This window comes from Micromonospora sp. NPDC049102, from assembly GCF_043197485.1.
Lineage (GTDB): Bacteria > Actinomycetota > Actinomycetes > Mycobacteriales > Micromonosporaceae > Micromonospora.
The window spans coordinates 54,765-75,229 of record NZ_JBICTE010000002.1; the positions used below are offsets into that span (position 1 = coordinate 54,765).

Annotated in this window: 19 protein-coding genes; 9 read left to right on the forward strand and 10 right to left on the reverse strand. The window is 71.0% G+C overall.

Annotated features, from left to right (window positions below):
- The first annotated feature begins 244 nt into the window (after positions 1–244).
- The 6 genes from ACGFH9_RS02855 to ACGFH9_RS02880 all read left to right on the forward strand — a co-directional run bounded on the left by ACGFH9_RS02855 (position 245) and on the right by ACGFH9_RS02880 (position 6,354).
- On the forward strand, positions 245–1,852 hold the full coding sequence (locus tag ACGFH9_RS02855) for a protein kinase family protein (protein WP_393214358.1): 1,608 nt from the start codon (positions 245–247) through the stop codon (positions 1,850–1,852).
- 43 nt (positions 1,853–1,895) lie between these two features.
- Positions 1,896–2,600 carry an RNA polymerase sigma factor SigM gene (sigM, locus tag ACGFH9_RS02860; RefSeq protein WP_393214361.1) on the forward strand — a complete coding sequence of 235 codons (705 nt, stop codon included), beginning with the start codon at positions 1,896–1,898 and terminating at the stop codon, positions 2,598–2,600.
- Positions 2,597–3,562, forward strand: coding sequence for a hypothetical protein (locus ACGFH9_RS02865; RefSeq protein WP_393214364.1), 966 nt, complete (start codon positions 2,597–2,599; stop codon positions 3,560–3,562). Before sigM ends, ACGFH9_RS02865 begins: the two co-directional genes overlap by 4 nt.
- Before the next feature lie 174 nt (positions 3,563–3,736).
- Entirely contained in the window at positions 3,737–4,687 is a 951-nt protein-coding gene (trxB, locus tag ACGFH9_RS02870) for a thioredoxin-disulfide reductase (RefSeq protein ID WP_393214367.1), read from the forward strand.
- A 30-nt stretch (positions 4,688–4,717) separates the two neighbouring features.
- Entirely contained in the window at positions 4,718–5,041 is a 324-nt protein-coding gene (gene trxA / locus ACGFH9_RS02875; RefSeq protein ID WP_007453873.1) for a thioredoxin, read from the forward strand.
- Positions 5,042–5,190: 149 nt separating this feature from the next.
- Complete coding sequence (locus ACGFH9_RS02880; protein WP_393214371.1) at positions 5,191–6,354, forward strand: N-acetylmuramoyl-L-alanine amidase; 1,164 nt, start codon at positions 5,191–5,193, stop codon at positions 6,352–6,354.
- A 6-nt stretch (positions 6,355–6,360) separates the two neighbouring features.
- Here ACGFH9_RS02880 and ACGFH9_RS02885 read toward each other — a convergent pair whose 3' ends face one another.
- Positions 6,361–7,026 (reverse strand): GNAT family N-acetyltransferase, encoded by a 666-nt coding sequence (locus tag ACGFH9_RS02885; protein ID WP_074315552.1) that lies wholly within the window; start codon positions 7,024–7,026, stop codon positions 6,361–6,363.
- Between the two features lie 284 nt (positions 7,027–7,310).
- On the opposite strand from ACGFH9_RS02885, the gene ACGFH9_RS02890 reads away from it, so the two are divergent.
- Positions 7,311–8,624, forward strand: coding sequence for a PLP-dependent aminotransferase family protein (locus ACGFH9_RS02890; RefSeq protein WP_393214375.1), 1,314 nt, complete (start codon positions 7,311–7,313; stop codon positions 8,622–8,624).
- 7 nt (positions 8,625–8,631) lie between these two features.
- Positions 8,632–9,633, forward strand: a complete 1,002-nt coding sequence (locus ACGFH9_RS02895; RefSeq protein ID WP_393214378.1) for a D-alanine--D-alanine ligase — start codon at positions 8,632–8,634, stop codon at positions 9,631–9,633.
- A gap of 100 nt (positions 9,634–9,733) precedes the next feature.
- Here the strand turns inward: ACGFH9_RS02895 and ACGFH9_RS02900 are convergent, their stop codons facing one another.
- The 9 genes from ACGFH9_RS02900 to rpmH form a co-directional block, all read right to left on the reverse strand.
- Positions 9,734–10,810 carry a hypothetical protein gene (locus tag ACGFH9_RS02900; protein WP_393214381.1) on the reverse strand — a complete coding sequence of 359 codons (1,077 nt, stop codon included), beginning with the start codon at positions 10,808–10,810 and terminating at the stop codon, positions 9,734–9,736.
- 764 nt (positions 10,811–11,574) lie between these two features.
- Complete coding sequence (locus ACGFH9_RS02905) at positions 11,575–12,597, reverse strand: ParB/RepB/Spo0J family partition protein (protein WP_393214384.1); 1,023 nt, start codon at positions 12,595–12,597, stop codon at positions 11,575–11,577.
- 27 nt (positions 12,598–12,624) lie between these two features.
- Positions 12,625–13,932, reverse strand: a complete 1,308-nt coding sequence (locus ACGFH9_RS02910; protein ID WP_393214387.1) for an AAA family ATPase — start codon at positions 13,930–13,932, stop codon at positions 12,625–12,627.
- 256 nt (positions 13,933–14,188) lie between these two features.
- Positions 14,189–14,887: a 16S rRNA (guanine(527)-N(7))-methyltransferase RsmG gene (gene rsmG, locus ACGFH9_RS02915; protein ID WP_393215235.1), complete on the reverse strand. Its 699-nt coding sequence runs from the start codon at positions 14,885–14,887 to the stop codon at positions 14,189–14,191.
- A gap of 134 nt (positions 14,888–15,021) precedes the next feature.
- Positions 15,022–15,627, reverse strand: a complete 606-nt coding sequence (locus ACGFH9_RS02920) for a protein jag (protein ID WP_393214390.1) — start codon at positions 15,625–15,627, stop codon at positions 15,022–15,024.
- Positions 15,628–15,841: 214 nt separating this feature from the next.
- Positions 15,842–16,834: a membrane protein insertase YidC gene (gene yidC / locus ACGFH9_RS02925; protein WP_393215238.1), complete on the reverse strand. Its 993-nt coding sequence runs from the start codon at positions 16,832–16,834 to the stop codon at positions 15,842–15,844.
- Between the two features lie 2 nt (positions 16,835–16,836).
- On the reverse strand, positions 16,837–17,130 hold the full coding sequence (gene yidD, locus ACGFH9_RS02930; RefSeq protein WP_393214393.1) for a membrane protein insertion efficiency factor YidD: 294 nt from the start codon (positions 17,128–17,130) through the stop codon (positions 16,837–16,839).
- On the reverse strand, positions 17,127–17,543 hold the full coding sequence (rnpA, locus tag ACGFH9_RS02935; protein WP_393214396.1) for a ribonuclease P protein component: 417 nt from the start codon (positions 17,541–17,543) through the stop codon (positions 17,127–17,129). The genes yidD and rnpA overlap by 4 nt, the downstream gene beginning before the upstream one ends.
- 34 nt (positions 17,544–17,577) lie before the next feature.
- Positions 17,578–17,715 (reverse strand): 50S ribosomal protein L34, encoded by a 138-nt coding sequence (rpmH, locus tag ACGFH9_RS02940; protein WP_355242966.1) that lies wholly within the window; start codon positions 17,713–17,715, stop codon positions 17,578–17,580.
- A 537-nt stretch (positions 17,716–18,252) separates the two neighbouring features.
- On the opposite strand from rpmH, the gene dnaA reads away from it, so the two are divergent.
- Positions 18,253–20,172 carry a chromosomal replication initiator protein DnaA gene (gene dnaA / locus ACGFH9_RS02945; RefSeq protein WP_393214400.1) on the forward strand — a complete coding sequence of 640 codons (1,920 nt, stop codon included), beginning with the start codon at positions 18,253–18,255 and terminating at the stop codon, positions 20,170–20,172.
- The last annotated feature ends 293 nt before the right edge of the window (positions 20,173–20,465 follow it).

Sequence of the window (20,465 nt, forward strand, 5' to 3'; positions counted from 1 at the left end):
CCCGACGTCGGTCACTTGCGGTGAAGCCGTAGATTAGCTAGTACATGTGCCAGCAACGTGTGTGACAACGGTCGTAACCGGACGACTTCTCCGATCCCCGGCACCCCGCCGGGTACGGCCAGAAGATGACATGTCGGGGAGACGGGCAACCCGGGTAAGGTCGCTCTCGACGGGTACGGCAGGCGCCGGCGCTGGGCGTCGACACCGGTTGGCCGGTTCCTTCGACGGCAGAGCGGGAAGCCACATGCCCAGCAGTTCGGGTCCATCGATCGACACGATCACCGAGGGAGGACGGGTGACCCAGGTCGGCGAGGGTCAGGAGGCGGACGAGAGCGCTCCGCCGGTCATGACCTTCGGTGCTCCCACGGCCGGTGAAATCCTCGCCGAGCGTTACGAGCTGGTCGAGCACATCAACAACGACAGCGCGGGTCGGCTGGTGTGGCGCGGGGTCGACGTCATCCTGCGCCGTCCTGTCGCGGTGGTGCTGCGCTATCCGGGTGGCGACTCCGCCACCGAGATGCTTCAGGCAGCCGTCGCGGCCAGCCGGGTCATCCACCCCAACCTGGTCGGCGTCTACGACGCCATCGACGAGGCCGAGCGGGCGTACGTGGTCCGTGAGTGGGTGGACGGGCAGTCGCTGCGCGACCTTGCCGCCGAGGGTCCACTGGACCCGGCCCGGGCTACCGCGATCGGCAACGCCGTCGCGAGCGCTCTGGCCGCGGTGCACGCCACCGGCATGGTGCACGGCAACGTCCACCCTGGCACCGTCATGATCAGCGATGACGGTCGCGTGGTCCTGGCCGACGCCCGCACCGACGGCGACGACAGCCAGGAGAGCGACATCCGGGCGGTCGGCGGCGTCCTCTACTTCGCGCTGACCGGTCACTGGCCGCACACCGAGGCACCGCTCCGCGGCGCCACCGCAGGCCACGGGCGGGCCGCCATCCCGGACGCGGTCCGGGACGCCAGCGGCGTCCTCGCGGCACCCCGTCAGGTCCGGGCCGGTGTGCCCGCGTACCTGGACGACCTGACCATGGACCTGCTCGACGCCGACATCGCGCCGCCGTCGTCCGACGTGCTGGCAGCCGAGTTGGCCCGGTTGGACGTGCCGGCCGAGGAGGAGCACTACCTCGACAACGGTGGGCCGCTGCGGTTCACCGCCGACACCGAGGAAGAGCCGTCGCCGCTGGCCGCAGCCGGCGGTCGCAAGGTCGCCATCGGCATCGCGGGTCTGCTGGCGGTGGCCCTGGTCGGCCTGCTCATCGGGATCAGCGCCCTCGGCGACGACGACAAGAAGCCGCAGGACACCGCCGGGGCCACGCCCAGCGCCAGCGCTCCGGCCGGAGAGGCCACTCCGGCCGCCGCCACGGTTCGCAATCTCAAGGTTCAGGACATCAAGGTCGTCGACCCGGACAGCGTCCCGCGGGACGAGCTCGACGGTGCCAAGAAGATGATCGACGGTGACAACGACAAGGGTTGGGAGACCGACCGCTACCCGAACGCCACGTACGGGAACCTCAAGTCCGGCATGGGGGTCTGGCTCGACCTGGGTGCCCCGCACACGGTGAAGTCGGTGCAGGCTGTGCTCTCCGGTCGAGGCGCCACGGCGAAGCTGCTCGCGGGCACGAACACCTACCCGTCGACCTCCAACGGCGACAAGTCGATGGTGTCGAACTACAAGACGGAGATCGGTGTCCTCAAGGAGCACGACGGCACCACGATGACCTTCAACGGGTTCGACGCCGACCAGAAGTACCGGTACCTGCTGCTCTGGTTCACCGAGTTGCCGCCCAACGGCGACGACGACGGCTTCAAGCTCGGAGTGCAGGAGATCACGGTCCAGGGTTCGTGAGTCGGGCAGCACGCCCCGGAAACCGCATCAGCCGGACGTGGTGATGGACGGGCGCGACGCGGCAACGGACCTTGAGCTGCTGCGCGCCCACGTCGCCGGCGATCGGGACGCCTTCGCCGCGCTGTTCCACCGGCACCGCGACCGACTCTGGGCGGTGGCCCTGCGGACGCTCGGCGACCGCGAGGAGGCCGCCGACGCGCTCCAGGACGCCCTGCTGTCGGCACACCGGGCGGCGGCCCGCTTCCGTGGTGACTCCGCCGTCACCACGTGGATGCACCGCATCGTGGTGAACGCCTGCCTGGACCGCATCCGACGGCGGCAGGCGCACCCCACCGTGCCACTGCCGGACGGCAACCGGTCCGGCGACGGGTCGGGCACCGGCGGTGTCGAGCCGGCCGCGCCCGCGCAGGACCACGACACGGCGCTCGTCGTCCGCGCGGCACTCGCCGCGCTGCCGGTCGAGCAGCGGGCCGCCCTGGTACTCGTGGACGTGCAGGGCTATCCGGTGGCCGAGGTGGCCCGCATCCTCGGTGTCGCCGAAGGAACCGTGAAGAGTCGGTGTGCCCGGGGCCGGGCCAGGCTGGCGGTGCTGCTCGGGCATCTGCGTCCGGCGGCGTCGGCGGGTCCCGGAGGGGTCGGCGCCGAGCCGGACGTGCCAGGCGTCACGCCGGGGAACCCACGCCCGGCCGAGGGCGTCGGATCGGGGTCGGTCCGCTTCCGGCAGGACGCCAATCAGGAGGACACGTGACGACCGAGGAGTTCAGGGAGGTCGACGTCGACCTGCTCGCTGACTACCTCGGCGGCGCGTTGGACGGCACGCCGCAGCAGGCCCAGGTCGGCCGGCTGGTGGCTGCCGACCCAGCCTGGGCCGAGGCGTACGCGCTGCTGGCACCCGCGGTGACGCAGGTCCGCAGCGACCTGGCCCGCTGGGCCGAACCTCCACCGGAGCTGCCGTCCGCAGTCGCCGAACGAATCGCCGCCGCGCTGGCGGCGGACAGCCCGACGGACGACGCCACCGTGTCGTCCGAGACGCCTGCCGCCGCGACGCCGGTGACCGTGCCGGCACAGGGTGGGCGTCGACCCACCAGCCCGTCCCCTGCCGAATCGGGGCGCGGCGTCGCCACCGGCCCCGGTCGTCGGCAGCGCCGCTGGGTCCGCAGCGCCGCCCCGGTGGCCGTCGCGGCCGCGGCCGTCGTCGTACTCGGCTTGGCACTCGACCACGTTTCCACCGACACCGCCGATTCCGGTGCCGTGGACCGTCCGGCCAACGCGCCGGCAGGTATCGCTGCCGGCGGGACGGTCCGCACGTCCGGCCCAGCGCTGCACAGCGGTACCGACTACACCCCGGAGAACCTCGGCGGTACGTCGAGCCCGCAGTCTCCGATGCGGGAGGAGAACAGCAGCGGTCCCGGCGGGCAGCCCGGGGTGGACGCCGAAGGGGACCGACGGCCTGCCCCCGACGGGTCGAACCAGCTCGCCCGGCTCACCGACGAGGCGGCGTTGACCGCCTGCCTGACGTCCGTGGCGGCGGAGCACGGCTCGGGCCCACTGGTCGTCGAAGTGATCGACTACGCGCGGTTCCAGGGCGAGCAGGCGCTCGTCATCCGGTTCACCGACACGACCGGGGCGCGCTGGGCCTGGGTGAGTGGCGCCGAGTGTGGCGTACCCGGGTCCGGCTCGGACAGCCGGTATTCGGCGCGGGTAGGGTGATTCCGCAGCACGATGAGCGTCCAGGTGACCTGACCCACGCCGATGCCCGGCTCGGGAATCTCCGCTTCGTACGATGACGTTCTGGAAGTCAGCTGCCGGCGTCCCCCAAGCGTCGGCACTCGGATCAGCATCGGTGCGCGCGCCGGCGCCGAACACACAACTCGGGAGACGGCAGTGGACGAGGTCCGCAACCTGATCATCATCGGCTCCGGCCCGGCCGGTTACACGGCGGCGGTCTACGCGGCCCGCGCCAACCTGAAGCCGCTGATCATCGAGGGCGCGCAGTCCGGCGGTGCGCTGATGACCACGACCGAGGTGGAGAACTTCCCCGGCTTCGCCGACGGCATCCTCGGCCCCGAGCTGATGGACAACATGCGCAAGCAGGCCGAGCGGTTCGGCGCCGAGTTCCTGACCGACGACGTGACGCGGGTCGAGCTGGTCGACACCGGCGATTCCGGCTCCGGCGCGGTGAGCACCGTGTGGGTCGGCGAGACCGCCTACCGGGCCCGTGCCGTGATCCTCTCCACCGGTTCGGCCTGGCGTCCGCTGGGTGTGCCGGGCGAGCAGGAGTACCTGGGCCACGGTGTCTCCTCGTGCGCCACCTGTGACGGCTTCTTCTTCCGCAACCAGCACATCGTCGTCGTCGGCGGTGGCGACTCGGCGATGGAGGAGGCCAGCTTCCTCACCCGCTTCGCCGACTCGGTGACCATCATCCACCGGCGCGACTCGTTCCGGGCCAGCAAGATCATGGCCGACCGGGCGCTGAGCAACGAGAAGATCAAGGTCGAGTGGAACAGCACCGTCGAAGAGGTCCTCGGCGCTGACGGCAAGGTCACCGGTGTACGGGTCCGCAACGTGCACACCGGCGACTCCACGGTGCTGGACGTGACCGGCGTGTTCGTGGCGATCGGTCACGACCCCCGCAGTGAGCTGTTCCAGGGCCAGGTCGAACTGGACGACGAGGGCTACGTGAAGGTCCAGGCGCCCAGCACCCGGACGAGCGTGCCCGGCGTCTTCGCCGCCGGTGACGTGGTCGACCACACCTACCGTCAGGCGATCACCGCGGCCGGCACCGGCTGTGCCGCCGCGCTCGACGCCGAGCGGTTCATCGCGACGCTCAGCTGAAACAAGGAAACAACCCGGAGGAGGGCAATAGTGGGAAATACCAAGGCGGTCACCGACGCGAGCTTCGTCGCTGACGTGCTGCAGGCCGACAAGCCGGTACTGGTGGACTTCTGGGCCGAGTGGTGCGGGCCGTGCCGCAAGGTGTCGCCGCTGCTCGAGGAGATCGCGGGCGAGATGGGCGACCAGGTCACCATCGTCAAGCTCAACATCGACGAAAACCCGGAGACCGCCCGGGCCTACCGGGTCATGTCGGTGCCGACCCTCACCGTCTTCAAGAACGGCCAGCCCGTGCAGTCGATCGCTGGCGCCAAGCCGAAGGGCGAGCTGGTCCGGCTCATCGAGTCGGCCCTCTGATCAGCGCAGACACCACCGAACCCCGTACCCGCTTCATCGGGTGCGGGGTTCGCTGTTTTCCCGGCCCGAGCCCGTCGCCGCCCCGGAACGCATAGCCTCAACCCAGGGCCGCCGCCCGGCCAGCCAGACTCGTGCAGAGGGGGTCGTGCGTGCGTCCGATCCGACCGGGAGACCGGGGACCAGCGGTCACGGAGATCCGTACCATCCTCACCGGCCTCGACCTGCTCACCGCCGACGGCTCGCACGGCGACGAGTTCGACCGGGACACGGAACGCGCGGTCCGCGCGTTCCAGCAGTCTCGCGGGCTCAGCGTGGACGGCCGGGTCGGCTCGGAGACCTGGGGCGCGCTGGACGCCGCACGCTGGCGACTCGGTGCCCGCACCCTCTACCACGCGATTCCCGAGCCGCTCACCGGCGAGGATGTCCGGTCGCTGCAGGAACGGCTGTTGGAGATGGGGTACGACGTCGGCCGCGCCGACGCCATCTACGGCATCCGGACCTCCCGTGCGGTGGCCCAGTTCCAGCGTGAGGTCGGGCTCACCCCCGACGGCTCCTGCGGGCCGCACACCATGGACGCGCTGCGCCGGATCGGTCGCAAGGTCGTCGGCGGCCGTCCCCAGTGGCTGCGCGAGTCCGACGCGATCCGCCAGTCCGGGCCCGCGCTGGTCGGCAAGACGGTGGTCATCGACCCCGGCCACGGTGGCACCGATCCGGGCATGGTGGTGCCGGACGGGCCGCTGCGCTGGACGGAGGCGGACCTCGTCCATGACCTGGCGAGCCGGTTGGAGGGGCGGCTCGCCGCGTCCGGGGTGCGGGTCCAGCTCACCCGCGGTCCCGCGCCCGACAAGTGCCTGCCAGACACCGACCGGGCGCTGCTGGCGAATTCGCTCGGTGCCGACGTCTTCATCTCGCTGCACCTGGACGGGCACGCCAACCCGGACGCGGAAGGGGTGGCGACCTACCACTACGGCACCGACAACGGGGTGACCTCGGCGACCGGTGAACGGCTGGCGGGTCTGGTGCAGCGGGAGATCGTGGCGCGGACGGGGCTGCGGGACTGCCGTACGCACGCGAAAGCGTGGGACCTGCTGCGGCTGACGCGGATGCCGGCGGTCCGGGTCGAGGTCGGCTACCTCACCTCACCCGTGGACCGCGCCCGGCTCGTCGACCCCCGGTTCCGCGACCGGGTCGTGGAGGCGATCGTGGCCGCTGTGCAGCGGATGTACTACCCGATCGAGCGGGACGTGCCGACCGGCTCGCTCGACGTCAGCGAACTGCGTGCGGTGGTGGCCGCCGGCACCGTCGTCGACTGACCCCGCTCAGCCGCCCGTCGAGCGGGTGGCCGGCGCGGGCCGGACCGGCCGGAGCAGCGTCTCCGGGCTCATCGAGCCGAGCAGCTTCTCCAGCGCGTACTCGACGTCGGACTTCCAACTCAGCGCCGTACGCAGTTCGAGGCGCAGACGGGGGAAACGGGGATGCGGACGTACGGTCTTGAAGCCGACGGAGAGGAAGAAGTCGGCCGGTGCCACGCATCCTCCGGCCGGGTCGTCCGCGTCACCGAACTTGGCGTCGCCGAACGCCTCGATCGCCTTGATCCCTCGCTTCGTCAGGTCCCGGGCGACACCCTGCACCAACATCCGGCCCAACCCGCCGCCGGCGAACGCGGCGACCACGTTGGCGGTCATCAACAGCGCGGCATCGGCTGAGACCGGCGATGTCGGGAAGGCCATCGAGCGCGGCACGTAGGCGGGCGGCGCGTACATCACGAAGCCCGCCGGCATACCGTCGACGTACGCGAGCTTGCCGCAGGAGCCCCACTCCAGCAGGGTCTGGGAGACCCACGCCTCCTTTTCCAGGCCCGGGTCACCGGCGGCGCAGGCTCGGTCGGCGGAGACCGGATCCAGCTCCCAGTAGACGCACTGACGGCAGGGGCGCGGAAGATCCTCCAGCGTGTCGAGGGTCAGGCTGACCAGACGTCGCGACATATGGCCCATCCCCACAGTTAGGCTCGGTGGTGAGACCGGCACGGAACGACAGCGCGGCCTTCCTGCCCCCGACGAGCGATCGTACGCCGCCGATCGACCGTACGGGAGGGGACGCGCAAATCCCCACCACCGCAGGACGGTCCGCCATGTGGTCGATCCGATCCGGCAGGGCGGCAACCAGGCTTTCGCCGACTAGGATCGACATTCGGTGTCCCGCCGCCATGGTCACGAGCGGGCGGGGTACCCGGGGCGAGAGCTACCCGAGCAGCGATCGAGGTGAGGTCATGACCGGCACGACACTCGACGACTACACCGACCGGTACGCCCGGCGCGTGCGCGGGATGACCGCCTCCGAGATCCGAGCACTCTTCGCGGTGGCCAGTCGCCCCGAGGTCGTCTCCCTCGCCGGTGGCGCCCCGTACATCGCGGCGCTGCCACTCGACGCGGTCGGCGAGATGCTCGGTCGGCTCGGCTCCGAGCACGGGGTCACCACCCTGCAGTACGGCATCGGCCAGGGCACCCTGGAGCTGCGCGAGCGGATCTGCGAGGTCATGGCACTCTCCGGCATCGACGCCGCGTGCGGCGCCTCACCCGAGGACGTCGTGGTCACCGTCGGCGGGCAGCAGGCGCTCGACCTGGTCGCCCGGCTCTTCCTCGACCCCGGTGACGTGGTGCTCGCCGAGGGCCCGACGTACGTGGGCGCGCTCGGGGTGTTCCAGGCCGCCCAGGCGCAGGTGGTGCATGTGCCGATGGACGACGACGGGCTGATCCCGGAGGCGTTGGAGACGGCCATCGCCGACCTCGCCCGGGCCGGCCGACGGGTCAAGTTCCTCTACACCATCCCCACCTACCAGAACCCGGCCGGCGTGACGCTCAGCGAGGAGCGCCGGGAGCGCGTCCTCGACATCTGTGAGCGCGCCGGCCTGCTCGTGATCGAGGACGACCCGTACGGCCAGCTGGGTTTCGAGGGCGAGGCCCCGGCGCCGCTGCGGGCCCGGCGGCGCGACGGCGTCTTCTACCTGAGCACCTTCTCCAAGACCTTCGCTCCCGGCCTGCGGGTCGGTTGGATCCTGGCGCCGCACGCCGTCCGCGACAAGCTGGTGATCGCGAGTGAGGCGCAGATCCTCTGTCCCAGCGGCTACGCGCAGGCCGCCGTGGCCACCTACCTCGGCACGATGCCATGGCGGCAGCAGCTCAAGGTCTACCGCGAGGTCTACCGCGAACGCCGCGACGCCCTGCTCGACGCGCTGGCCGACCTGATGCCCGAGGGCACCAGCTGGACCACCCCGGCCGGCGGGCTCTTCGTCTGGGCCACCCTGCCGGACGGACTGGACTCCAAGGCCATGATGCCGCGCGCCATCGCCGCCCGGGTCGCCTACGTGCCCGGCACCGGCTTCTACGCCGACGGGACGGGCACCGGCGCGATGCGGCTGAACTTCAGCTTCCCGCCCCCCGAGCGCATCCGTGAGGGCGTACGCCGGCTCGCGGGTGTCATGGAGCAGGAGATCGCGACGCGCCGCGTCTTCGGTGCCGTGAGCGGTGCCGCGGGCCGTCGCGGCCGGCCCGGCTCCGACGTGCCGGGTCCCGACTTGGCATGATGCCGGCATGGGTACGACCGCTGCCGAGCGCTTCTCCGTGACCGATTCCCCCGTCGCGGCCGACCTGCGGGTGCTGGTCCTCGCCGGCGGGCTCTCCTACGAACGGGACGTGTCGCTGCGCTCCGGCCGACGGGTGCTCGACGCGCTGCGTGCCGTCGGCGTCGAGGCCGAGCTGCGGGATGCCGACGTGGCTCTCCTGCCGTCCCTCACGGTCGACCCGCCGGACACCGTCATGATCGCCCTGCACGGCGCGACCGGCGAGGACGGCTCGCTGCGGGGGGTGCTCGACCTGTGCGGCGTCCCGTACGTCGGCTGCGACGCCCGGTCCTCCCGGCTCGCCTGGGACAAGCCGTCCGCCAAGGCGGTCCTCCGCGAGGCCGGCATCCCCACCCCCGACTGGGTGGCCCTGCCGCACGACCGCTTCTCCGAACTCGGCGCGGTGGCCGTGCTGGACCGCATCGCCGACCGGCTCGGCCTCCCGCTGATGGTCAAGCCGGCGCAGGGCGGGTCGGGTCTGGGCGCCGCGGTGGTCCGGGACGCCGCATCGCTCCCCGCCGCGATGGTCGGGTGCTTCGCGTACGACTCGACGGCTCTCGTGGAGCGGTACGTGCCCGGCATGGACGTGGCGGTCTCCGTGATCGACCTGGGGGACGGGCCGCAGGCACTGCCGCCGGTGGAGATCGTGCCGCGCAACGGCGTGTACGACTACGCCGCCCGCTACACGGCGGGCCGGACCACGTGGCACGCTCCGGCCCGGTTGGAGCCGGAGGTGGCGGCCTCGGTGGCCGACGTGGCGCTCGCCGCGCACACCGCACTCGGACTGCGGGACCTGTCGCGGGTCGACGTGATCGTGGACGCCGACGGCCGGCCGCACGTGCTGGAGGTCAACGTCTCGCCCGGCATGACGGAGACGTCCCTGCTGCCGTTGGCCGTCCAGGCTGCCGGCCTGGACTTCGGCCGCCTGGTCGGCTCGCTCGTCACTCGGGCCGCCGCCCGCCAGGCGTCCTGACCTCGGTCCTCGTACCGGCTTCGGTCACCGGTTGCGCACGGGCGTCGGACAGGGTTGGCGAGTGCTGCCCCGCCCCGCCAACCCCACTTCCAACCGGTGATCAGCGTGTGGCGCTCACGTCGGGCGGGGTGGTCCCGCTCTCGTTGGCGTCGTCGTCGGTAGGGGCCTTCCGCGGCGCCGGGACGATCGGACTCCGGGAAGCCGGACTCGCGGCGTCGCTCCCCGGGCCGGAGGCCATCGGAGAACCGGCGACAGGCTCGGCCGCCGGGTGGGCGGGCATGGCAGAGGGCTTCGGCTCGGCCGTCGTTCCCTGGGCGTCGCTGTCGCCGTCGCCGTCGCTGTCCCAGTCGCTGTCGTCCCAGTCGCTGTCGCTGTCGCCGCCACTCTCGCCGTTCACGACGGTTGCCGGGGCGGTGTCCGCGATCCGGGGCTCCGCCTGGGCCTCCGACTCGGCCGCGAGGTCGCCGTCGAGACGGTCGACCTCCTCGATCGCCGGCTCCGGAATCTCCTCAGCCGCCTCGATGACCGACACGGCCTCCTCCTGAGCGGCTGCGGCGTGTGCCGCCGCGGCGGACTGAGCCAACAGGCTCGACGGGGCCTGCCACTGGATGCGGGGCGGTTCGGCCAACGGGCGGCCACCGAACTCGGCCAGCCAGGCGGCGACGAGGGCCAGGTTCTCCCGCCACTGCTCCTCGGAGATCGGCGGCAGGATGGAATCCCACAGGGACAGGAAGGTCCCCCGAAGCTGGAGCCGACCGTACGGCCGGGCGAGGAACCACATGTGCAGGTGGGCGGAGCCGTCGCCCCACCGGTTCACATGCACCCGCGCCACGCCGTCCAACGACCGAATGGCTCGCTCCAGACGTACCGTCATCACCCCCAGTTCGGCGGCGAGCAGGTTCGGCAGGTCACCCAGATCGAGGTGGGTCCTCGATTCGAGGATGAGGACCATCGGCAGGCCGGTCGGCCGGTCCATGGCGCGGACCCGCCACCGCTCTCCCACCCAGATGTAGGCGTCGTCGGGTGCGTTGCAGGCGGTGCATTCCCGGAGACCCTCACCCTTGCGGGGCGGTTCGACCGGGACCGGGTCGTCGAGCTGCTTCACCCGCAGGTCGCCCTCGAAGGGAAACGAGGGCCACTGGGTGAAGTCCGGGACTGAGGGAGGGGTGTCGTGCACGACGCTGACCCTAACCGAGTCCGGCACCGCTGTCCCTACCTGTTCGACCCGTTCCGACCGCCCCGATCAGTGCTGGTCGTCGATTGCTGCGACCGCCACCGCCGGCCGTCCGAGCGATATCCACAGGCTGCCGAGGACGCGAATACACCCCGTCATCCACAGGCCAGCACCCGCTTTCACGCGGCGTTTCACGTGAAACGAGGGGTGCCTGTGGACAACCGGTGTGGATAACTTTTCGGCCCGTCAGTCGTTGCGCGAACCCTCCGCCGTATCGGCGATCGGCCGGCCTCCCCATCGGCCTACCCGCACCCGGATGTGACGTCCGGCCGGGGTGCGTTTCACGTGAAACGGGCCGACTCCCAGAACGGTCCTGCCGCAGTGGCTGTGCGCGCCCGATGAGCAGTGGCCTCGCCCGCCGGCTGAGGGCATCGCTGACGCACTCGGGGCGGTCGGGGGTGCCTCGGGTCGATCAGAACGCCTGCGGCGATGTCAGAGGCCGTGAAGGTCGAAAGACGGCACGTGGTCGTCGAGGGCGCGGCGTGACGCCCCATGCCCCCTCGAACCTCGCGAACAACACAGCCTCGGGCCGGCGGTACCGCATCTGTCCCCCCGGCAAGCGCCCCCAGCGATGAGCACGAGTCAGATGCGCCCCGGTGACACCTGGCCGGCAGCAGCCTCCGGCGTCACGTTTCACGTGAAACGGGGACATAACAGAGAGGCCGCGTCCCCGAGGGAAGACGCGGCCTCTGGCGGAGCCAGGACCGTCAGTCCTGCGCCCCCTCCTCCTGCACACCGATGATGCCGACGATGCGTTCCAGATCATCCACGGTGGCGAACTCGATTGTGATCTTGCCCTTGCTCCGGCCGATGTCGACCTTCACCCGAGTGTCGAAGCGATCCGACAGGCGGTCGGCGAGATCGGTCAGGGCGGGTGCGTGCGGCTTCGGCCGTCGCTTGGCGGCCTGGCTCTTCGCCGAGCCGTCGTTGAGCGCCAGGGCCACGATCTCCTCGGTCGCCCGCACCGACAGCCCTTCGGCGACGATCCGCAGCGCCAACTGTTCCTGCGCCTCCGACTCGTCGAGGCTCAGCAACGCGCGGGCGTGCCCGGCGGACAGGATGCCCGCGGCGACCCGGCGCTGCACCTGGGCCGGCAGATTGAGGAGCCTGATCGTGTTGGAGATCTGGGGCCGGCTGCGGCCGATGCGGCGGGCCAACTCCTCGTGGGTGGCACCGAACTCTTCCAGCAACTGCTGGTACGCGGCGGCCTCCTCCAGCGGGTTCAGATTGGCCCGGTGGATGTTCTCGAGCAGCGCGTCGCGGAGCATGGCGTCGTCGCGGGTGTCCCGGACGATCGCCGGGATGTTGTCCCGCCCCACCGCCTGGGCGGCACGCCAACGGCGCTCGCCCATCACCAGCTCGTACTTCTCGTCGTCGAGCTGCCGCACGACGATCGGCTGCAGGAAGCCGACCTCCCGGATCGAGGTCTTCAGCTCCTCCAGCGCCTCCTCGTCGAAGACCTGGCGGGGTTGCTTGGGGTTCGGCACGATCGCGTCGACCGGGATCTCCGCGAACCGGGCACCCGGCACGGGACTGAGCACGGGCTCCGGCTGGTGGACGCCGGCGCTCACCGGTGCCGTCAGGACGGCGGCGTCCGGCATGCCCTCGTCGACATCACCGTGCCCGCTCTCCGGCTCGGCCGTCGCGGTGCCGGTGGCACCCGGCACCGGTCCGGTCGGGATGAGAGCGCCCAGGCCCCGTCCCAGACCGCCCCGAGGACGGTTCTTCATGCAATGCCTCCCAGCGACTTGTTCCCACTACGCATTCCGGCCCACCGGCTCCTTGACGCCCCGCTCGGCGATCTCCTGAGCGGCCTCGAAGTAGCTCGTGGCACCCCGCGAACCGGGATCGTAGGTCATCACCGACTGGCCGTAGCTGGGTGCCTCGGACACCCGCACGTTGCGGGGGATGACCGCCTGAAGGACCTTGTCGCCGAAGTGGTTCCGCACGTCCTGCTCGACCGCGTCCGCGAGGCGGGTACGGCGGTCGTACATCGTGAGCAGGATGGTGGAGACGTCGAGCTTCGGGTTGAGGTGTTGCCGCACCAGGTTGATGTTGTTGATCAGCTGGTTGAGCCCCTCCAGCGCGTAGTACTCGCACTGGATCGGGATCAGCACCTCCTGCGCGGCGACCAGGGCGTTGACCGTGAGCAGGCCGAGCGAGGGCGGGCAGTCGATGAAGACGTAGTCGAACTGGCCCGGGTACGCGGCGATCGCACGGTCGAGGCGCGACTCACGGGCGACCACCGACACCAGCTCGATCTCCGCGCCGGCGAGGTCGATCGTGGCCGGTACGCACCACAGGTTGGGGATACCCTCGACCGCCTGTGCCACCTCGGACAGCGGGACGCTGTTGATCAGGCAGTCGTAGACGTCGGGGATACCGGTGTGGTGCGGCACGTTGAGGCCGGTCGACGCGTTGCCCTGCGGGTCCAGGTCGACCACGAGCACCCGGTTGCCGTGCAGGGCGAGTGCCACCGCGAGGTTGACCGTGGTCGTGGTCTTACCCACGCCGCCCTTCTGGTTGGCGACGCACATGACCCGGGTCCGATCCGGTCGAGGCATGGTCACCTCGCCACTGGGATTCAGGATCTGCACGGCGCGCATCGCCTCCATAGCCAACGGTGGGTCATCCTCTTCGCGCGTCGGGGTTTCACGTGAAACGTACGTGGGGTCGGCCGCGACCGCCGCCAGCGACTCGGCCGACGCGACCGGTACGTCTGGAACCACCGGCGTGGCGTCGCGTGTCGCCGCGGCGGTGGGCTGGTGCGGTACCGCAGGCTCAAAACGAACCGCTGCGGCGGTGTTCCGTCGACCGGGCGCCTGCCGTGCGTCGGCGGCGTTGATCGGTCGACTCGGCCCGTCGGCCGACCGGCGACCGGCAGTCCGCTCCGGCCCGGCGGTCGGAACCGCAGCCTCGTCCCGCGAGACGAGCGGATCGTCGGCCGCCGGCATGGGCGCTCCGGCGGCACCGGGCGACCAGTTCGGGTAGTCGGTTTCACGTGAAACAGGGTCGCCGGTCGACCCGGTCACGCGTGGATCGTCGTACCTGCCGTCGTCATGCACCTGTCATCCCTGCCCGCTTCGGATGGTCGGTCCGCGCCCCGGTCAACTTGGCCACACCCGCGCTCGCACCCCGGAGCGTACGGCCCCTCGGGAGCGGTCGGAGTCCGCGACGTCCGTCGGCCGCTCCACATTATCGACGCGCGGTCAGCCTACGGCGGACGGGCGCGGCTGGTCCACGTCGGGTTCTCATTCCCTCGTCCATCCGTACCGATACAACGAGGCAACCCGTCGGCCGGGACGCCCGATGGCGCGACCGTCAGCGGCGGCGGGCGTGCCCACCACGGGAGCGCTTGCTCGCCGCCGACCGAGCCGTGCCGACCATCCGCTCCCGGACGATCTCCACCACGGTCGTGGGCGGGTCGATCACACCGACACCGCAGAGGTGCACGGCCGCGTCCCCGCCGCCGAGCCGCGCCACGGTGTCGGCGTGCTCCTCGATCTCGGCGGCGGCGGACGATCCCTTGAGAGCCAGCAGGCGCCCACCGCGTACCGCGAGGGGCAGGCACCAGGTCGCCAACCGGTCCAGCGGTGCGACCGCGCGGGCGGTCACCACGTCACCGCTGATCGGTTCCCGGCCACTCGATCCGCTGGCGGCCTCGTCGGCCCGCCCCCGGAACACCCGGACCGATCGGGTCAGGCCGAGCCGCTCCACGACCTCGACGAGGAACGACGTCCGTCGCGCGAGCGGCTCGATCAGCGTGACCGTCAGGTCGGGGCGCGCAATGGCCAGCACGAGACCGGGTAGGCCGGCGCCGGAGCCCACGTCGAGCACGCTCGCGCCGCTCGAAATCCGCTCGACCACCGCAGCGCAGTTCAGGAGGTGACGGTCCCAGATCCGGGGTGCCTCGCGCGGGCCGATCAGACCCCGGAGCACCCCGTCGGTAGCCAGCAGTTCGGCGTACGCGGCGGCCAGGTCGAGCCGATCACCGAAGAGGGTCAGCGCGGCCGGGGCCAGCTCGGGCGGCAGTGTGACGTCGACTGCCCCCTCGTGCCCCGTCGTGTCGTCACGCCGGACAGGGGACGGCCCGGACGGCGTACCGCCCGGGCCGTTCACGGCGTCAGCCGTGGTGTCGTCGTGGGTCAACGGAGTCAGTCCGCCGGCCGTACGACGATGCGACGGTTCGGCTCGACGCCCTCCGACTCGCTCGCCACGCCGGCCATGGCGTTGACCACGTCGTGGACGCACTTGCGCTCGAACGCGTTCATCGCATCCAGGCGCACGGGTTCGCCGTACTCCTTGACCTTCTCGACGGCGTTCTTGGCGACGGCTGCGAGTTCCTTGCGGCGGTTCGCCCGGTAGCCGCCGACGTCGAGCAGCAGCCGACTCGGCGTACCGGTCTGCCGGAAGACGGCTAGCCGGGTCAGCTCCTGGAGCGCCTCCAGGGTGGCACCGCGCTGACCCACGAGGTTCTGGAGGCTGGCACCGACCACCTCGACGACGGGACGGCCACCGGCGACGAGCTCGTCGATGTCCCCGTCGTAGTCGAGGATGTCGAGCAGTCCTTCGACGTAGTCGGCCGCGATCTCGCTCTGCCGGAACAGGTCGCTCTCGCCCGCGCCCTTCTTCTCACGACCGCCGGCCGGGGCCTCGGTGTCGTCGCCGTCGGTGTCGGTGTCGTCGTCGTCCATTGCGAGCGTCGCGGTCTCCTCCTCGTCCAGGGACTGCTCGGCGCGGGGGATGCTGGTCTCGGTCACGGTCTCATCTCCGTACTCGCTCGGCTGGACCGTCGGGTCCGCTGGTTTCCCGGAGGCCGGCGGGAGGTCGCCGGTGCCCACGGGCACGTCTGTACGGGCAGTGTCGCCCGTGACCGCGCCGCACGCGGTCGGTTCCGCCCGGCGCCGGCCGTACGGCGGCGGCTCGGGGCGGGGCGGTTCCGTCGCCGGTTGCCCGACGACGGCCGCACGGAGGTCAGCCCTGCCGCTTGGCCGGGCGGCTCTTCTTCGGGTTGGCGGGCTTGGCACCCGGCTTCGGGCCGGCCACCTTCGGCGCGGCCGCCTTGACCGGGGCCGCCGGGGCAGCCTTGCCGCGACCGAACAGGCCGCCGGACTTGGCGGGCTGCACCGGGCTGCGAGTGGCAGCGGGGGCGGTGGCCTTCTTGGCGGTCACCGGCGGCGGGAACTTCCGCAGCACCCACTGCTGCTGTCCGAGGGTGAAGAGGTTGTTCGTGACCCAGTAGATGATCACACCGATCGGGAAGATCGCGCCGGAGATCAGCAGCGACGCGGGGATGCCGTAGAGCATCAGTCGCTGGATCATCCGCTGCTGCGGGTCCTCCGCCCAGCCGGTCTTGAGGATCATCTGACGGCTGGTCAGATAGGTGGTGGCGATCATCACCAGGACCAGGACACCAGCAATGATCTTCGTGGTGTTGCCGTTGGCGTTGAGTCGCGCGAGCTCGTCGGCGGTGGAGCCGAACTTGCCGGCGAGCGGGGCCGTGAAGAGCTTCGCGTGCGAGGCGCTGTTGAACTGGTCGACGGTCCAGCCGTAGATCGTCTTCTTGTCCTCGGGCTTGAACGGGTCGAGCCGGCGCAGCACGTGGAAGAGGCCCAGGAAGACGGGAATCTGGAGGAACATCGGAAGGCAGCCCATGAGCGGGTTGGCCTTTTCCTTCCGGTAGAGCTCCATCATTTCCTTCTGGAGCGTCTCCCGGTCACCCTTGTGCTTCTCCTGCAGCTCCTTGACCTTGGGCTGGAGCGCCTGCATGGCCCGCTGCGACTTGATCTGCTTGACGAACACCGGGAACAGGATCACCCGGACGGTGACCACCAGGAAGATGATGGACAGGATCCAGGCGAAGTTCGTGCCGACCACCGCGCCGACCGGCACCCCGATGGCGTCCCACGCCGAGTGCCAGGTCAGCAGGATCCACGAAATCGCGTAGTAGATCCAGTCGAGACTCAGACTCAATTCGGGGCTCCAGTCACATCAGCACGACGGCGGCTGCCCGGCTCCGGCACCGGGTCATGTCCACCAGGGTGAAAGGGGTGGCAGCGCAGCAACCGGCGGACCGCCAGCGCGGCTCCCCGGAGCGCGCCGTGCCGCACGAGGGCTTCCTGGGCGTACGCACTGCACGACGGGTAGAACCGACAGCGGGCCGGCAGTGCCGGACTTATCCACCGACGGTACGCGATGATGGGCGCGATCAGCACCCTTGCACCGGTTGACGCCGGGCGTGTGGCGGTCGGCTCGCTGCTCACCGGGCCCGCCTCTCCCGCGGCGACCGGGCCACCGCGATCGCGGCGTCCAGGTCGGTGGTGAGCCGGGTGTACGACGCCTCGGCCGCGGCGGGCAGCGCCCGGACGACGAGGGTGCTGCCGTCGGGCAGCGCGCCCAGCCGCTCCCGGACCAGCGCCCGCAGTCGACGGCGGACCTTGTTGCGGACCACCGCGTTGCCGACGGCCTTGGACACGACGAAGCCGGCGCGGGCCGGGGCGGAGGGTTGCTCCGCCCCGGACTCCCACGCCGGCTTCGGCGAGATCGTCGTGCTGGGGTCGGTGGTCGCCGGAACGGTCAGGTGGACCACGACGGCACCTCGGCCGACGCGGCGGCCACCGCGAACCGCTGCGGCGAAGTCAGTGCTGCGCCGCAGTCGCTGTGCGGCGGCCAGCACGACTGCCCACGTCCCCCGGACCGACCCGGTCGGCTCAGGCCGACAGGGTGGCGCGCCCCTTGGCGCGGCGGCTCGAGAGGATGGCACGGCCGGCACGGGTGCGCATGCGCAGCCGGAAGCCGTGGGTCTTCGCGCGCCGGCGGTTGTTCGGCTGGTAGGTGCGCTTGCTCACGTCAGGCTCTCCGTTTTCGTACGCGCCCCGGGCGACGGGATCGCCGGGGTCGTGGGGTGGTCCAGGCCACCTCGACGATGGCCACCGTTCGGTGCTGCCCTGCGGATCGGGACCGGCGGTGCGGGGAAACGACCACGGGCAGCAAGCACCCATCACCCTAGCAGAGGGCGAGAGAGCAGCCGCTCCAGCCTACGCAGGGGTGCAATGACCGTCAAACACCCACAGCGGGGGGAGATCGGGACGCGCCCGAGACCGAAGGGGCGGTTTTCGCTGATGCCGACAAGGTCGCTGCCGCGTCGCCGGTTGATGGGGCAGGGACAACGCTGTTACCGTGCCCGATTGCGGTGAGCGTCGGATGCTCCGGTCGTCGCGCGCAGGCAAGACCGGACACGCTGGTGAATCGTTCGGCACGGTGAACCCGCTTCAGCGGCCGTCCAGGCAAGGGCTGGTCCCGCGCCCGGCGGGCGGCCACAATCGGTCGGTGCACAGGCTGTGGATAACCTGTGGACGAGTGCTGGTCAGTTGTCCGGGTGGGTGATGTTCCACCCGTGTACGCGGCGGGCCCGGAACGGCCGGCTGGCAGACAGCGGCGGCCGGGAGCAGAGGCGAGGGGGTGGCACGACGGTGGCCGGTACGACCGACCTTGCCGCGGTGTGGTTGGCGGCGACCGACGAGCTCGCCGACGAGATCATCTCCGCCCAGCAACGCGCCTACCTCCGACTGACCCGGTTGCGGGCGATCGTCGAGGACACCGCCCTGCTATCGGTACCGGACGCCTTCACCCGGGACGTGATCGAGTCGCGGCTCCGCCCGGCGATCACCGAGGCGCTGACCCGCCGGCTCGGCCGGCCGATCCAGGTCGCCGTGACCGTGCGGGTGGCCGAGGACGCCGCCGGACGCCCGGCCGGCACCGTCTACCGCAGCACTCCGGAGACCGGGCCACTCGACGCCGCGGAACCGCCGTCGAGTCCGCACGGGGGCGAGTACGCCGGACGAGCCGTGGCCGACGAGGCCATCGGTGAGCAGCATCTCGCACCGCGCCTGCCCGAGACCGCCGTACCGCCGGCGCCGACGGGTCCACCTCCCGCGCCGGCCGTCGACGCGCACCGGTCGTCGGGGCTGATCCCGGCCAGCAGGGACGGGCAGGAGGCTCTGTTCAGCGCGGCCTTCGTCGAGCCCATGCGGACGACTCGACCGCCATCCGAGCGGCGGGGGTACGACGAGCACGCGGCACGTCTCGACCCCTCCGGCCCGGACACCCGGCCCTACGAGCCCCGCTACCGCGAGGACGCCACGTCGCCCCGGGACCAGCACGTGATCCGCCCTCTTCCCCGGGACGGGGCGACGGACAGCGGCCCGGGTCGCAGCGGGATGGAGCACCGTCCCGGCGGGCGTGACGAGCGCCGACTGCCGGGCGCCGACACCGGCGGCAACCGGTTGAACCCGAAGTACATGTTCGAGACGTTCGTCATCGGCTCGTCCAACCGGTTCGCCCACGCGGCGAGCGTGGCGGTGGCCGAGTCGCCGGCGAAGGCGTACAACCCGCTGTTCATCTACGGCAGCTCCGGGTTGGGCAAGACGCACCTGCTGCACGCCATCGGGCACTACGCCACGACGCTCGGCAACGCCCGGTCGGTGCGGTACGTCTCGACCGAGGAGTTCACCAACGACTTCATCAACTCGCTCCGGGACGACAAGACCAGCGCGTTCCAGCGGCGCTACCGCGACGTCGACATCCTGCTGATCGACGACATCCAGTTCCTGGAGAACCGCGAGCGTACGCAGGAGGAGTTCTTCCACACCTTCAACACCCTGCACAACGCCAACAAGCAGATCGTGATCACCTCCGACCGCTCGCCCAAGCAGTTGGCCACGTTGGAGGACCGGCTACGGACGCGCTTCGAGTGGGGTCTGCTGGCCGACATCCAGCCGCCGGACCTGGAGACGCGGATCGCGATCCTGCAGAAGAAGGCCGCGCAGGAGCGCCTCTACGCCCCGCCGGACGTGCTGGAGTTCATCGCCTCCCGGGTGTCGAACTCGATCCGGGAGTTGGAGGGCGCGCTGATCCGGGTTACCGCGTTCGCGAGCCTGACGCGGTCGACCGTGGAGCTGTCGCTCGCGGAGGAGGTGCTGCGGGACTTCATCCCCGACGGCGCCGGTCCGGAGATCACGGCGGATCAGATCATGGTCTCCACGGCCGACTACTTCGGCGTGAGCCTCGAGGACCTGCGTGGCCAGTCCCGCTCGCGCGTGCTGGTCAACGCCCGTCAGGTGGCCATGTACCTGTGTCGGGAGCTGACCGAGCTGTCGCTGCCGCGCATCGGGCAGGCCTTCGGCGGCCGGGACCACACCACTGTCATGCACGCGGACCGCAAGATCCGCCAGCAGATGGCCGAGCGGCGCTCGCTCTACAACCAGATCGCCGAGCTGACCAACCGGATCAAGCAGAACACCTAGCGGGGTACGCCGCCACGCGACCCCGGGACACGCCCGGCCGGAGATCCGGCCGGGCGTTCTTTTGTGGCCTCCACGACGCGCCGGCCGCACTCCGACGGCGCTCGCCCCGGCTCCGAGGGCACCGATTTCGTCGCCCGGCGAGGGCGTCGGCTTGACCCTCGACATGGTGTAGGCCACAGGATCGGTGCCGTGTCCACCTCGGTACTCACTCGTTGTCCACAACTTGTTATCCACCGTCGGTGGATAACAACGGTCCGTCCCGCCCCGGTTACCCACAGCCTGTGGAGAAACCC

Coding starts and splice junctions, on each gene's coding strand:
- ACGFH9_RS02885 (WP_074315552.1), bottom strand. CDS start 7,026: ATGTCGCGACGTCTGGTCAGCCTGACCCTCGACACGCTGGAGGATCTT.
- sigM (WP_393214361.1), top strand. CDS start 1,896: ATGGACGGGCGCGACGCGGCAACGGACCTTGAGCTGCTGCGCGCCCAC.
- ACGFH9_RS02895 (WP_393214378.1), top strand. CDS start 8,632: ATGGGTACGACCGCTGCCGAGCGCTTCTCCGTGACCGATTCCCCCGTC.
- ACGFH9_RS02905 (WP_393214384.1), bottom strand. CDS start 12,597: ATGAAGAACCGTCCTCGGGGCGGTCTGGGACGGGGCCTGGGCGCTCTC.
- ACGFH9_RS02855 (WP_393214358.1), top strand. CDS start 245: ATGCCCAGCAGTTCGGGTCCATCGATCGACACGATCACCGAGGGAGGA.
- dnaA (WP_393214400.1), top strand. CDS start 18,253: ATGTTCCACCCGTGTACGCGGCGGGCCCGGAACGGCCGGCTGGCAGAC.
- ACGFH9_RS02890 (WP_393214375.1), top strand. CDS start 7,311: ATGACCGGCACGACACTCGACGACTACACCGACCGGTACGCCCGGCGC.